General features: G+C 69.5%; 14 protein-coding genes. 2 read left to right on the top strand and 12 right to left on the bottom strand.

Features of this window, described 5'->3' with window-relative positions; all coding sequences use genetic code 11:
- Positions 1–281 precede the first annotated feature (281 nt).
- The 6 genes from ABAZ39_RS19715 to argH all read right to left on the bottom strand — a co-directional run bounded on the left by ABAZ39_RS19715 (position 282) and on the right by argH (position 6,952).
- Complete coding sequence (locus tag ABAZ39_RS19715; RefSeq protein WP_040134482.1) at positions 282–2,885, bottom strand: TIGR02302 family protein; 2,604 nt, start codon at positions 2,883–2,885, stop codon at positions 282–284.
- Positions 2,886–2,958: 73 nt separating this feature from the next.
- Positions 2,959–3,378, bottom strand: a complete 420-nt coding sequence (locus ABAZ39_RS33205) for a bacteriohemerythrin (RefSeq protein WP_051658277.1) — start codon at positions 3,376–3,378, stop codon at positions 2,959–2,961.
- Between the two features lie 90 nt (positions 3,379–3,468).
- A complete protein-coding gene (locus ABAZ39_RS19705; protein WP_040134481.1) occupies positions 3,469–3,981 on the bottom strand; it encodes a hypothetical protein in 513 nt (170 codons plus the stop codon).
- 84 nt (positions 3,982–4,065) lie between these two features.
- Positions 4,066–5,331, bottom strand: coding sequence for a diaminopimelate decarboxylase (lysA, locus tag ABAZ39_RS19700; RefSeq protein WP_040134480.1), 1,266 nt, complete (start codon positions 5,329–5,331; stop codon positions 4,066–4,068).
- On the bottom strand, positions 5,328–5,513 hold the full coding sequence (locus ABAZ39_RS19695; protein WP_040134479.1) for a hypothetical protein: 186 nt from the start codon (positions 5,511–5,513) through the stop codon (positions 5,328–5,330). The genes lysA and ABAZ39_RS19695 overlap by 4 nt, the downstream gene beginning before the upstream one ends.
- Positions 5,510–6,952, bottom strand: coding sequence for an argininosuccinate lyase (gene argH, locus ABAZ39_RS19690; RefSeq protein WP_040134478.1), 1,443 nt, complete (start codon positions 6,950–6,952; stop codon positions 5,510–5,512). The genes ABAZ39_RS19695 and argH overlap by 4 nt, the downstream gene beginning before the upstream one ends.
- Before the next feature lie 39 nt (positions 6,953–6,991).
- Between argH and ABAZ39_RS19685 the strand changes: the two genes are divergently transcribed.
- A complete protein-coding gene (locus ABAZ39_RS19685; protein WP_040134477.1) occupies positions 6,992–7,639 on the top strand; it encodes a TlpA family protein disulfide reductase in 648 nt (215 codons plus the stop codon).
- A 44-nt stretch (positions 7,640–7,683) separates the two neighbouring features.
- Here ABAZ39_RS19685 and ABAZ39_RS33200 read toward each other — a convergent pair whose 3' ends face one another.
- The 6 genes from ABAZ39_RS33200 to ABAZ39_RS19655 all read right to left on the bottom strand — a co-directional run bounded on the left by ABAZ39_RS33200 (position 7,684) and on the right by ABAZ39_RS19655 (position 12,043).
- The gene (locus ABAZ39_RS33200; protein ID WP_051658275.1) at positions 7,684–8,295 is read right to left on the bottom strand and encodes a DUF4142 domain-containing protein; all 612 of its coding nucleotides are present in this window, start codon (positions 8,293–8,295) and stop codon (positions 7,684–7,686) included.
- A 130-nt stretch (positions 8,296–8,425) separates the two neighbouring features.
- A complete protein-coding gene (locus tag ABAZ39_RS19675; protein ID WP_040134476.1) occupies positions 8,426–9,304 on the bottom strand; it encodes a 3-hydroxybutyryl-CoA dehydrogenase in 879 nt (292 codons plus the stop codon).
- Positions 9,305–9,358: 54 nt separating this feature from the next.
- Positions 9,359–10,312, bottom strand: a complete 954-nt coding sequence (locus ABAZ39_RS19670) for an electron transfer flavoprotein subunit alpha/FixB family protein (protein WP_040134475.1) — start codon at positions 10,310–10,312, stop codon at positions 9,359–9,361.
- A 35-nt stretch (positions 10,313–10,347) separates the two neighbouring features.
- Positions 10,348–11,112, bottom strand: coding sequence for an electron transfer flavoprotein subunit beta/FixA family protein (locus ABAZ39_RS19665; protein WP_040134474.1), 765 nt, complete (start codon positions 11,110–11,112; stop codon positions 10,348–10,350).
- 145 nt (positions 11,113–11,257) lie between these two features.
- Positions 11,258–11,827 (bottom strand): cob(I)yrinic acid a,c-diamide adenosyltransferase, encoded by a 570-nt coding sequence (locus ABAZ39_RS19660; protein WP_040134473.1) that lies wholly within the window; start codon positions 11,825–11,827, stop codon positions 11,258–11,260.
- Between the two features lie 21 nt (positions 11,828–11,848).
- Entirely contained in the window at positions 11,849–12,043 is a 195-nt protein-coding gene (locus ABAZ39_RS19655) for a twin transmembrane helix small protein (RefSeq protein ID WP_014197605.1), read from the bottom strand.
- Between the two features lie 143 nt (positions 12,044–12,186).
- Here ABAZ39_RS19655 and ABAZ39_RS19650 point away from each other — a divergent pair, with 143 nt between their 5' ends.
- Positions 12,187–13,635, top strand: coding sequence for a GH1 family beta-glucosidase (locus ABAZ39_RS19650; RefSeq protein WP_040134472.1), 1,449 nt, complete (start codon positions 12,187–12,189; stop codon positions 13,633–13,635).
- The last annotated feature ends 8 nt before the right edge of the window (positions 13,636–13,643 follow it).

Raw genomic sequence — 13,643 nt, 5'->3', positions numbered from 1 at the left:
GGCGTCCGTGCCGGAAGGGCAAGCGGCGACGCCTTGCGCGGCGGATACTGCACCAGCGTCGCCCTCCGGTAAAGCCGCCCGGTCCCCCGGCCCCGCAAAAGGCACGGGGTCTGCTTACCATGCGGGACGCCTTTGTCCTCGACATTCGGGCAATGACGCTTGGGCTTCGACTCTGCCCCCTCCCTAACCCTCCCCCTCTCCGAGGTGGAGGGGACGGACGCCGCTTCGCTTAAGGCACCCTCTCCCTCGAAGAGGGGGAGGGCCGGGGAGGGGGCACACCCTCAGAACTGCTTCAGCAGGCGGTCGATGTACTCGCGCTCCATCTGCGGGCGGCCGTACTGGCCGGAGCGGCGGCGCAGCTCGTCGAGGATTTCGCGGGCGCGCTGGAGTTCGGCCTCCTCGGGGATCTTCACGTCCTCGTTGTTGTAGTTGCCGAAGCCCGAGGGACGGCGGCCCAGCGGGTCGCGGTTGCGGCCCTGGCCCTGGCGTTGCTGCGCCTGTCCGGGCTGCTGCCCGCTCATCGCCGGACCCTGCTGGCCCATCATCTGCTGCATCATCTGCTCGGCCATCGCCTGCATGCCCTGCTGAAGCTCGTCCATCGCCTGGGTCTGCGACGGAACGGCGGAGCCGGGCTGTCCCTGCTGGAGCGCTTGGCCGGCGTCGCGCATGGCCCGCTCGGCGCGGCCCAGCGGGCGGGGGATCTCTCCGCCCTGCTGCTCGCCCATGCGGCGCATCAGCTCGCCGAGCTGGCGGCGCAGCGCTTCCTGCTGTTCGGCCTGCTGCTGCATCAGCGGGCTGCCGGACTGGCCCTGCTGGCCTTGCTGCCCCTGCTGCGGACGGCCCTGGCGGTTACGCGGCCCCTGCTGCTGGCCCTGCTGCCCGTCCTGCTGACCCATCTGCTCCTGCGACTGGCGGAAGGTCTGGTCGAGCAGCTGCTGCTGCCGCTGCGTCAGCTCCTGAAGCTCGCGCATCATTTGCGCCGCCTCGTTCTGGCCCTGCTGCTGCATCTGGGCCATGGCGCCGTTGCGCATCTGCTCCATCATCTGCTGGAGCTGGGACAGCATCTGCCGCGCCGCGTCGCGGGCGCCGGTCTCGGCCATCTGCCGCATCTGCTCCATCATGCGCTGAAGGTCCTGGCGGTCCATCATCTGGTCGGCCATTTCCGGCGGCACCATGGGGATTTGCTCGCCGCGCTCCAGCGCCTCGCGCATCTGCTGCTCCATGGCGTCGAGGAACTTGTCGAGCGCCGCCTGAAGCTCGTCCATCAGCTTCTTCAGCTCCTGGTCGTCGGCACCGCGCTCCAGCGCCTCGGCAAGGCGTTGCTCGGCGTCGCGCAGGTCGCGCTCGGCCAGCGACAGGCCGCCGTCCTCGATGCGCAGCGCGGTCTCCCACAGCAGTTTCTGGACAGCGGGGACGGAGGCCCCCTCCTCGTCGAGCAGCAGGCGGTTCACCGCGGTGCGCATTGCCAGGAAGGCCACCAGATCGCCGCCGAACTGGCTGGGCCGGGAGGAAATCTCGGCCAGGGCGCGGGCCACTTCGATGCGGAGCTGCTGCGGCCGCAGGGTCAGCTTCTTGCGCTCCTCCACGATGGCGCGGGCGACGGGGTGGTTGAAGACGCGCTCCGGCAGGACCATCGCCACGTCCTCCGTGCTGCCGGTCTGGCCGGCGCCGTCGAGGGCGGTCAGGCGGATGGTGACGTTCAGCCCGGCCCAGGGATGGGCGGTCAGGTCGTGGAAGGCGGCGTTGCGCGCCTCGCGCGGGCGGACGCCGGGCAGGGCCAGCGGCAGCTCCAGCGGGCTGCGGTCGAGCGCCGGGGCTTCGCCCTCCGGCAGGTCCAGCCGGACGACCGCCTTGGCCTCGGCCAGCCCGTAATCGTCCTGCGCGGTGTAGTCCAGCCGCAGCGCGCCGCGCTCCCCCTTGGCCGGGGGGCTGGCGTAGGCGATGGTCGGCGGGTTGTCCGGGATGATCCGCACATTCCAGCCGCCCAGCAGGGTGGACCCCTGGGTCACGGCGATGCGGTTGCCGTCCTCGATGGGCTGCTGGATCTGGAAGGTGGACGAGTCCACCGCCTCGAAGGACGCGGACTTGCTGCCGGCCTCCAACGATGGCGTGCCGCCGCCGCCGGTGACGCGGGCCAGCACGAGGCTGCCCTTGGGAACCGGCACGGGGTCGGCAAGGCTCGGCGTGTGGGCGGGGTTGGCCGACTTCAGGAAGACCGGCGGCAGGCCGGTGTATTCCGGCGGCGTCACCCAGAGGTCGAGCGTCGCGACGGACGCCGTCGCCGTTCCGCCGAAATGCGGGGTGATGGCGGCGGCCAGACGCGGCTTCCAGTCGCCCCAGGTCGCGCCGCCCGCGGCGACCAGCACGAGGGCGACCAGAGCGCGCAGGGCGTAGCGGTCTTGGGCGGCGAGGCCGTCCGACAGCGGCATGGCGACGCGCAGCCGCCGCATGGCGGCGCGCACCCGTTCCTGGTGCAGGCGCCACAGCTCCGCGGCGACGGGGTCGTTGCCGGAGGGCCTGTCGCGCAGCGCGTGGAGGGGACGGTGGGGCAGGCCGCTGTCGCGCTCCAGCCGGCGGCGGGCGGCGTCCTCGTCCGGCAGGCGGAAGGCGCGCAGCCCGCGCCACCCCGTCCAGCCGATGGCGGCGACGAACAGCAGCAGGACCAGCGCGTGCAGCCAGCCCGGCAGAAGCAGGAAGACGTTCAGCAGGGCCAAAGCGAGGAAGGCCCCGGCGATGGTGATGGGCGCCCAGAGCGCTGGCCACAGACGTTCCCAGAGCAGGGCGGCGCGGGCCTGCCCCATGCGGAGGCGGGGCTCCCGCGGAACAGGGGCGGGGGGCGCCTCCTTGCGCAGGGGGAACCGGAACCCGTCGTTGCTGTCGCTCATCCCGCACTCCCGTCCAGCCGGTTGCCGCAGTCCTGGTCCCGGCCTGGGGGGAGAGGCGGCAGCCGGGGACCCGTCAGGATATAGGCTCTGCCGCGCCGGATTTCCCGGCCCGGCCATCGAGCCATTCACCAAACCACTTGTCCATGACCAGAATATGGCCGCAGAGCCACATCTCGACATAGCTCTGGAGGAACTGGACCTCCTCCAAATCGCGTTCTTCGGAGTCGGATTGCCGGCGGACGAAGTCGGCGAAGGTGTCGTGCATCTTCTTGTGCTTCGCGTAGTCGGGGTACCCGATGGCGTGCATCAGCCCTTCCTCGCGGCGGAAATGATAGGCCGAGTAATCGGCCAGCTCACGCAGGAAGCGGTTCGCGGATTCCCGGGTCTCGCCGGCGGCGATGGCCGCGCTGAACTGGTTGAACAGCTGAAACAGGCGCTGGTGGTCTCCGTCCACTGCGCTCTGGCCGATGGCATAGGCCGCGTCCCACTCCATGATCTTCCCCGCCCGTTTCTCGAACGGGGAATCATACGCCTTACGGGTGATTCTGTGCAGCGGTTATTGCGCGCTGCGGGCGCTCCCGGTTCAACCTCTGTGCCGGTCGGCCCACAGATAGACGTCGGCTTTGGCGATTCCCGTGAATTCCGCGACGGCGCCATAGGCCTGCGCGTCGATGCGAATGTCCTCCTGGTAGTAGGTGAGGAAGCAGATGCGCCAATCGTTGGCGGGCTTCGCCAGGACGAGCTGGCGCAGCTTGGACGAACAGCCCGGCGCCCAGGCGCCGCCGGCCATCTGGCGGGCCGGGGAGCGGTCCATGCAGGGGCTCTTGGTCAGCAGGATTTCGACGGTGTCGGGTTCGTTCCCGTTGTTCTGCGCGACATAACCGGCCCAATTGACGATCAGCGCCTCTTCGGCGTGCGCCGCACCGCCGCCGGGGACGGTGTTCTGGCCGTTGGGCAGGGAGTTGAGCGTCCAGAGGAGAGTGTCGTCCTCGTTCCAGCGCATGACCAGCGCGACGAGGTTGGGGTCTTGGGCGACGGCCAGGGTGATGTCGGCGACGGCGTCGCGGAAGGCGCCGTTCAGGCGGATGGACGTCATGGAAAGGGGCTCCCTTCGGGTTGGATGCCCCCTTCCTGACGCTGTTCCACCGGCGCGTGTGAAGCGCCGGGTTGAAAAGCTGGATCAGGCCTTCAGCCAGCCCGGTACGCGGTCCAGCGCCAGCAGTTCCTCCACCGACACGCGCGGCCGGATGACGGAGAACTGGTCGCCGTTCACCAGCACCTCCGGGATCAGCGGGCGGGTGTTGTAGGTGGAGGACATGACCGCGCCATAGGCCCCCGCCGACAGGATCGCCACCAGCTCGTCCGGCGCCATGGCCGGCAGGGCGCGCTGGAGCGCGAAGGTGTCGCCGCTCTCGCAGACTGGGCCGACGACGTCGTAGGGCTCGGTGACAGCGCCCTTGGCGGGCTCGGTCACCGGGACGATGCCGTGGTAGGCCTCGTAGAGGGTGGGGCGGATCAGGTCGTTCATCGCCGCGTCGATGATGACGAAGCGGCGGTGCAACCCCTGCTTCAGGTAGATCACCCGCGACACCAGGATGCCGGCGTTGCCGACCAGCGAGCGGCCCGGCTCCAGCGAGATGCGGCAGCCGAGGTTGCCGGTGATCGACTTCACCATGGCGGCGTAGTCGGCGATGTCCGGCGGCGCCTCGTGCTTGTAGACGATGCCCAGCCCGCCGCCGAGGTCGAGCCGGGTGATGTCGTGCCCGTCCTCGCGCAGGACGTGGAGCAGCGCCGCGACCCGCTCGTAGGCGGCGCGGAAGGGGGCGAGGTCGGTCAGCTGCGACCCGATGTGGACGGCGATGGCCACCGGCCTGATCCCCGGCAGCTTGGCGGCCTGGGCGTAGACCTCCCGCGCGTGGTCGTAGTCGACGCCGAACTTGTTCTCCTTCTTGCCCGTCGCGATCTTGGCGTGGGTCTTGGCGTCCACGTCCGGATTCACGCGGAAGGCGATGGGCGCGGTGACGCCCAGGCTGACCGCCACCTCCGACAGGGCCTCCACCTCGGGGATGGACTCCACGTTGATCTGGTGGATTCCGGCCTCCAGCGCGGCGCGCATCTCCTCGCGCGTCTTGCCGACGCCGGAGAAGATGATCTTGCCCGCCGGGATGCCCCCGGCCAGCGCGCGGCGCATCTCGCCGCCCGACACCACGTCGGCGCCGGCGCCCAGCCGGGCGAAGGCGCGGATGACCGCGAGGTTGGAATTGGCCTTCACCGCGTAGCAGACGTCGGCGTCCTGCCCCGCGAAGGCCCCGGCGTAGGCGCTGTAATGCGCCTCCAGCGCCGCCGTGGAGTAGCAGTAGAAGGGCGTGCCGACCTCCGCCGCGATGGTGGATAGCGGCACGGATTCGGCGTGCATCACGCCGTTGCGGTAGGCGAAGGCGCTCATGGGAAGCGGGCTCCGGAGGACGGCTGACCGGGCTTGGGATCGGTCTTCGGGTTCGGGTAGGTGCCGGGGAATTTGTCGGCCTCCCGGCCCTGCGGGGGATCGACGAAGCTCGGCTTCTTGCCGCAGCCGGCCAGCGTCAGCGCGACGGCGGCGGTCGCCAGGATCAGCAGCGGGCGTCTCACAGGAAGCGCTCCCGCGCCGCCGCGACGGCTTCGCGCACGCGGACGGGGGAGGCGCCGCCGAAGCTGCGCCGGCTGTCCAGCGACGCCTCGATGCTCAGCGCCGGGAAGACGGATTCGGTGATGCGCGGCTCGATGGCCTGCAACTCCTCCAGCGTCAGGGCGGTCAGGCCGACGCGCTTGTCTTCCGCCGCCTTCACGGCGCGCCCGGTGATGTGGTGCGCCTCGCGGAAGGGGATGTTCAGCTCCCGCACCAGCCAGTCGGCGAGGTCGGTGGCGTTGAGGAAGCCGCGGTCGGTCGCCTCGCGCAGCGCCGGCACGTTCGGCTGCATGTCGCGCACCATGCCTTCCATGGCGGCGATGCACAGGGCCAGCGTGTCGTCGGCCTCGAAGACCGGCTCCTTGTCCTCCTGCATGTCCTTGGAATAGGCCAGCGGCAGGCCCTTCATGGCGACCAGCAGGCTGTTCAGGCTGCCGATGACGCGCCCGGCCTTGGCGCGCACCAGTTCCGCCGCGTCCGGGTTCTTCTTCTGCGGCATGATCGATGAGCCGGTGGTGAAGGCGTCCGTCAGCTTGATGAAGCGGAACTGGGCCGAGCACCACAGCACGATCTCCTCCGCGAAGCGGGAGAGGTGCATGCCGCAGATGCTGGCGGCGGCCAGATACTCCAGCGCGAAGTCGCGGTCGGACACGGCGTCCAGCGAGTTCGCCGTCGGCCGGTCAAAGCCCAGCGCCTCCGCCGTCATGAAGCGGTCGATGGGGTAGGGCGTGCCGGCCAGCGCGGCGGAGCCGAGCGGGCATTCGTTCAGCCGGGCGCGGGCGTCGCGCAGGCGGCCGCGGTCGCGCCCGAACATCTCCACATAGGCCAGCAGATGGTGTCCGAAGCTGACCGGCTGGGCGGCCTGAAGGTGGGTGAAGCCCGGCATCACGGTGTCGGTGTGCTTCTCCGCCAGATCGATCAGCGCGGCCTGGAGCGCCTTCAGCCCCTGATCGGCGCGGTCGAGCGCGTCGCGCACCCACAGCTTGAAGTCGGTCGCCACCTGATCGTTGCGCGACCGCCCGGTGTGCAGGCGCTTGGCCGGCTCGCCGATCAGCTCGGCCAGCCGGGCCTCCACGTTCATGTGGATGTCCTCCAGTTCCACCTTGAAGGTGAAGGCTCCGGAGTCGATCTCTTCCTTGACCCGGTCCAGCCCTTCGCGGATGGCATCGGCGTCGGCCTGGGTTATGATGCCCTGGCGCGCCAGCATGGCGGCGTGGGCCTTCGACCCGGCGATGTCCTGGTCGGCCAGCCGCTTGTCGAAGCCGATGGAGGCGTTGATCCTCTCCATGATGGCGGCGGGACCGCGGGCGAAGCGGCCGCCCCACATCTGGCTGGCGGCCGGGGCCGAGCCGTCTTGGGTGGCGCGGTCTTGTGAGTTCGGCTTGGGCTGTTCGGCGCTCATGACGGACACAATACGGATGGGAGGACGGGAAGCGTGAGTATGCGGACTTTGGCGGCCACCGCAATCTTTTGTGTGACGCTGGGCGGTGCCGGGCTTTGGATGGCGCTGGCCGGACCGTCGGCCCCGCCGCCGCCCGCCGTGCTGACGCTGGACCAGCCCTCTCCCGGAGTGACGGCGGTGGGTCTCGACAAGTTCCGCTACATGGAGCCGCTGGCGCCGGTGCCGGAACTGCCCTTCCTGGACGGCGAGGGGCGCCGGGTCGACCTCTCGGAATTCAAGGACCGCTTGGTCCTGCTGAACCTGTGGGCGACGTGGTGCGCGCCCTGCGTGAAGGAGATGCCGGCGCTCGACCGCCTGCAGGCGCAGCTGGGCGGGCCGGGCTTCCAGGTGGTGGCGCTGTCGGTGGACCGCGGCGGCAAGGATCAGGTGCAGCCCTTCTACCAGCGGACCGGCGTGAAGAACCTCGCCCTCTACCTCGACCCGTCGAGCGCCTCCATGCAGACGCTGAAGCTGCGCGGCCTGCCGACGACCCTGCTGGTGGATCAGGAAGGCCGCGAGCTTGGCCGCATCGAGGGCGCGGTGGAGTGGGATTCGCCGGAGGTCATCGCCTTCCTGCGCAAGCACATGGGCCATGGCGGCGGCCCGAACCGCGACAGCCGCGGTGGGGTGGTGAAGACGGGCGGGTGATGCGGGCCAAGCTCCTTCTCCCCTCTGGGGCGAGGGAATTCATGTCACTCCGACGATCCGGATGTCCCCGGCGGGGCATCCCCCGGCGGCGCCTGGGTCTGCGGCGGGGCCGGGCCGCGCGCCAACTCGGCCATGATGCCCCGCGCCTCCTCGAAATGGCTGTGCAGCATGGGCAGGGCGTCGCGGGCGAAATCGCCCGTCTCGCCGCCGCGTTCGGCCTGCGCCTCGTACAGCTTGATGGCGCGGGCATGGGTCTCCTCCTCCGCGGCCATGTAGCGGCGGTCGAAGGCCTCCTCCGGCGTGTCGCGCAGGCTGGACATGTGGGCGCGGGCGGACAGGCCCAATTCGCGCGGGATGGGAATGCCGTGGCGCAGCGCCATGCCGGCCAGCCGGTCGGTCTTCAGCCCATGGTCGTCGGCCATGCGGCGGGCGAAGCGGCGGACCGGCTCCGTCTCGGCCCGGTCCTGGGCCAGCTTGCCCAGCGCCTGCTCGGCCATGCCGTCGGCCAGCGCCTCGGCGATGAAGTTGCGCTCCTGCCGGGACAGGGTGGAGGGCGACGCCGGGATGGAGCCCGGTGTCTGTGCCAGGGCCGGGCCGGAGAGACCGGCCGCCAGCGGGCCGACCACAAGCATCGCCGTCAGGAAGCCGCGCCGCATCGCCCCCGTCCTTTCCGCCGTTCCCCTGCGGGACGAACAGAGCGCGAGCGCAGCGGTTCCGCAAAAGAACGAAGCCCGCCCCGGTTTCCCGGAACGGGCTTCGCCAAAACGTCCGTTCGGAGCCGCCGCGTCAGCGGGTCGGGACCGGCGGGTTCTTGGAGTAGTCGTAGAAGCCGCGGCCGACCTTGCGGCCGACCCAGCCGGCCTCGACATACTTCACCAGCAGCGGGCAGGGGCGGTACTTGCTGTCGGCCAGACCCTCGTAGAGGACCTGCATGACCGCCAGACAGGTGTCCAGACCGATGAAGTCCGCCAGTTCCAGCGGGCCCATCGGGTGGTTGGCGCCCAGCTTCAGCGCCGTGTCGATGGCCTGGACGCCGCCCACCCCCTCGTAGAGGGTGTAGACCGCCTCGTTGATCATCGGCAGCAGGATGCGGTTGACAATGAAGGCCGGGAAGTCCTCGGCCACCGCCGCGGTCTTGCCGATGTTCGCCGTCAGCTCGGCAATCGCGTTGAAGGTCGCCTCGTCGGTCGCGATGCCGCGGATCAGCTCGACGAGCTGCATCACCGGCACCGGGTTCATGAAATGCATGCCCATGAACTTGGACGGGCGGTCCGTCGACGCCGCAAGGCGGGTGATCGAGATCGACGAGGTGTTCGTCGCGATCAGCGCCTCGGGCTTCAGGTTCGGGACCAGCTTCTTGAAGATCTCGCGCTTGAGCGCTTCGTTCTCCGTCGCGGCCTCGACCACGAGATCGGCGTCATGGAACACGGACAGGTCGGAGCCGGTGGAGATGCGGGCGATCGCCGCCGTCTTGTCGGCCTCCGTCAGCTTCCCCTTCTGAACCTGACGGTCCATGTTCTTGGAGATGGCGGCCACCGACTTCTGCAGAATCTCCGCGCTGATGTCGGAGATGACGACCTCGTACCCCGCCTGCGCGCAGACGTGGGCGATGCCGCTGCCCATCTGGCCGGCACCGATGATGCCAATCTTCTTGATCGTGGACATATGAGCTTTCCCGCTTGTCTTTGGCCCGCTGGTCTTCGGAAGAGGACTGGCCGGTTACGCCTTGTCCAGCGCGGCCGTCAGCTCCGGCACCGCCTTGAACAGGTCGGCGACGAGGCCGTAGTCGGCGACCTGGAAGATCGGCGCCTCCTCGTCCTTGTTGATCGCGACGATGACCTTGCTGTCCTTCATGCCGGCGAGGTGCTGAATGGCACCGGAGATGCCGACGGCGATGTACAGCTCGGGCGCCACGATCTTGCCGGTCTGGCCGACCTGGTAGTCGTTCGGCACGAAGCCGGCGTCCACCGCCGCCCGGCTGGCGCCGACCGCCGCACCGAGCTTGTCGGCCAGCGCCTCCAGCAGCTTGAAGTTCTCGCCCGACTGCATGCCGCGCCCGCCCGACACCACGATCTTGGCCTGGGTCAGCTCCGGACGCTCCGACTTCGTCAGCTCCTGGCCGACGAACTTGGCCGAACCGGCGTCGCCCGTCCCGGCGATGCTCTCGACCGTCGCCGAACCGCCGGTGGCGGCGGCCGCCTCGAAGGCGGTGGTGCGCACCGTGACGACCTTGATCGGGTCGGCGGACTTCACCGTGGCGATGGCGTTGCCGGCGTAGATCGGCCGCTCGAACGTGTCGGCGGAGACCACCCCGGTGATGTCGGAGATCGCCGCGACGTCGAGCAGCGCGGCGACCCGCGGCAGCAGGTTCTTGCCCTCCGACGAGGCGGCGGCCAGAAGATGTTCATACTTTTCGGGACCGTAGCCCTTGGCCAGCCCGACGACCAGCGGCGCAACGTTCTCCGGCAGCGGGTGGGCGTAGGCCGCGTCGTCGGCCAGCAGCACCTTGGCCACGCCGGCCACCTTGGCGGCGGCCTCGGCGACGGCCTGGGCACCCTGGCCGGCGACCAGCACGTGGATCTCTCCGCCGATCTTGGCGGCGGCGCTGACCGCGTTCAGCGTGGCCGCCTTCAGCGCGGCGTTGTCGTGTTCGGCGATGACGAGAATGGACATGTCAGATCACTTTCCCTTCAGAGCACGCTGGCCCTTCAGATCGCGCGGGCTTCGTTCTTCAGCTTGTCGACCAGGGCGGCGACGTCGGCGACCTTGACGCCGGCCTTGCGCTTGGCCGGCTCGGCGACCTTGAGCGTGGTCAGGCGCGGCGCCACGTCGACACCCAGCGCGTCGGGGGCCAGCGTCTCGATGGGCTTCTTCTTGGCCTTCATGATGTTGGGCAGCGAGGCGTAGCGCGGCTCGTTGAGGCGCAGGTCGGCGGTGACCACGGCCGGCAGGGTCAGCTGCACCGTCTCCAGCCCGCCGTCGATCTCACGGGTCACGGTGACCGAGCCGTCGCCCGGCGCGACCTTGGAGGCGAAGGTGCCCTGCGGCCAGCCCAGCAGGGCGGCGAGCATCTGGCCGGTCTGGTTGCAGTCGTCGTCGATCGCCTGCTTGCCGAGGATGACCAGCCCAATCCCGTCTTTATGGGGGCCTTCCTTGTCGACCAGCGCCTTGAGCACCTTGGCGACGGCCAGCGGCTGCGTCTCGGCGTCGGTCTGCACCAGGATGCCGCGGTCGGCGCCCATGGCGAGGCCGGTGCGCAGCGTCTCCTGGGCGGCCGTCGGGCCGACGGTGACCACGATGACCTCGGTCGCCTTGCCGGCTTCCTTGAGGCGGACGGCCTCTTCGACGGCGATCTCGTCGAAGGGGTTCATGCTCATCTTCACGTTGGCGGTCTCAACGCCGGAACCGTCCGCCTTGACGCGGATCTTGACGTTGTAATCGACCACCCGCTTGACCGGGACGAGGACCTTCATATCCCACCCTTTTCTTGAATTATGCAGGCGCACCTTCGCCGCTGGCGCCGAATCGGGCAGCTTGTGACAGCGCTGCGACCATAGGAGTTGACGTTTTGGCTGTCAACGCCGCCTACGCCGCAAGCGCGAAGGAGGCGGAATTGCATCAACGGTTTGCGCCCGGAACCCACAGCACGTCGGCCGTTCCGTTGGCGTTCAGTTTCCGGCTCAGCACGAACAGGTGGTCGGACAGGCGGTTGGCGTATTTCACCGCCGTCGGGCTGACCGGTTCCACCTCCGCCAGCTCGGTCATCAGCCGCTCGGCCCGGCGCACCACGGTGCGGGCCAGATGCAGATGCGCCGCCGCCGGCGAGCCGCCGGGGAGAATGAAGGAGTTGAGCGGGGCGAGGTCGGCGTTCATCGCGTCGATCTCGGCCTCCAGCCGGTCCACCTGCGACTCCAGGATGCGCAACGGCGGGTAGGCCGGGTCCTCCGCCTCCGGGGTGCAGAGGTCGGCGCCCAGGTCGAACAGGTCGTTCTGGATTCGCGCCAGCATGGCGTCGGTCTCCAGCTGGTCCGCGGTGTGCAGGCGGACCAGCCCGATGACGGCGTTCGCCTCGTCCACCGTGCCGTAGGCGGTGACGCGCGGGTCATGCTTGGCCACGCGGCGCCCGTCGCCGAGCGAGGTCTGGCCGCGGTCCCCGCCGCGGGTGTAGATGCGGGTCAGCTTGACCATGATTCCTGTGGGTGTCCTCAATCAGCCGTGGGTCAGGATGGCGAGCAGGAACAGCACCAGCGCCACCCCCTGGAGCGCCACGCGCATCCGCATCGCCCGGTTCGATTTGCGCGAATCGCCCTGTCCACCGCGCGCCATGAAAAACAGCCCGGAGAACAGCGACGCCACGACGAGGCCGAGCGCCACGATCAGCAGAAACATGACGAGTCCGTTCATGGCGCCATCATACCTCACGGTCCAGGTTACGCCCACACCGGCCAAACCGGTTACATGGGCATTCCGATGCGAGGCGCCTGTTGCGCTGACGCCCGGTCTTCTTACATTGTCGCGGACGACCCGGACGGCGAGAGGAATTCGGTATGCGGCGGCGGAGTTTCCTGAAGGCGGCGGCGGCCACCGGTCTGGCGGCCTCGGCCGGGGCCTTTCTGACGACGCGCCGCGCCGCGGTGGCCCAGCCGTCGGAAGTGCTGGCCGCCTTCCCCGACAAGTTCGTTTGGGGCGCCTCGACCTCCTCCTACCAGATCGAGGGGGCGGTCACCGCCGGCGGGCGCGGCCCCAGCGTGTGGGACACCTTCAGCCATTCCTTCGGCAAGGTGGCGAACGGCGACACCGGCGACGTGGCCTGCGACCATTACAACCGCTACGCCGAGGATGTGGACCTGATGGCGAAGGCGGGGATGAACGCCTATCGTTTCTCCGTCGCCTGGCCGCGCGTCCAGCCGACCGGCACCGGCCCGGCCAACGCCGAGGGGCTGGACTTCTACGACCGGCTGACCGACGCGCTGCTGGCCAAGGGCATCGCGCCCTGGCCCTGCCTGTACCATTGGGACCTGCCCCAGGCGCTTCAGGACCGCGGCGGCTGGACCAACCGCGACATCGCCGGCTGGTTCACCGACTACGCCCAACTCGTCGCCGCGCGGATCGGTGACCGCGCCAAGCACTGGACCATGCTGAACGAGCCGTCCGTCCACGCCATCTTCGGCCACGGGCTGGGCGGGCACGCGCCGGGAATGACCGGCAAGGGCAACTACTTCAAGGCGATCCACCACCAGAACCTCGCCCAGGGCATGGCGCTGAAGGCTCTGCGCGCCGCAGGTGGGGCCAAGGGCTGGCAGCTCGGCACCGTGCTGTCGCTCCAGCCGGTCTGGCCGGTCGGCGGGCTGGACGCCAATTACGCGGCCTCGCTGATGTGGGACGCGGTGTGGAACCGCGCCTGCCTCGACCCGCTGCTGCGTGGGGAGTATCCGGAGCTTCTGCGCGACGGCTTCGCCCCGCTGGTCAAGGCCGGCGACCTGGAGGCGATCCGCCAGCCCATCGACTTCCTGGGCATCAACTACTACAGCCGGATGCACCAGCAGCCGGACCCGGCGGGCCTGTTCGGCACCGGCTACGGCTCCCCGCCGGAAGGCACGCCGACGACCGGGATGGGCTGGCCGGTGGAGCCCGACGGCATCGCCGAGATCCTGATCGAGCTGAAGCAGGAGTACGGCAACCCCCCGGTCTACGTGATGGAGAACGGTGCCGCCTATCCCGAGCAGATGGGGCCGAAGGGCTTCGTCCAGGACAACGACCGCATCAGCTATCTGCGCCGCCACATGCTGGCCGGTCATCAGGCGCTGGAGGAGGGGGTCGACCTGCGGGGCTGGTTCGTGTGGAGTCTGCTCGACAATTTCGAGTGGGCCGAGGGCTACCAGCGCCGCTTCGGCCTGATCGAAGTGGATCGCCAGACGCTGGAGCGCCGTCCCAAGGCCAGCTACCACTGGTACGCCGACGTGATCCGCAAGAAGGGCGTTCCGACCTCGGTGTGAGGGGCTCG

Source organism: Azospirillum argentinense (assembly GCF_000632475.1).
In the GTDB taxonomy this organism is placed as follows: Bacteria; Pseudomonadota; Alphaproteobacteria; order Azospirillales; family Azospirillaceae; genus Azospirillum; species Azospirillum baldaniorum.
The sequence above is the reverse complement of the archived record's forward strand: the minus strand, read 5'-3'. Positions and strand labels throughout refer to the sequence as shown.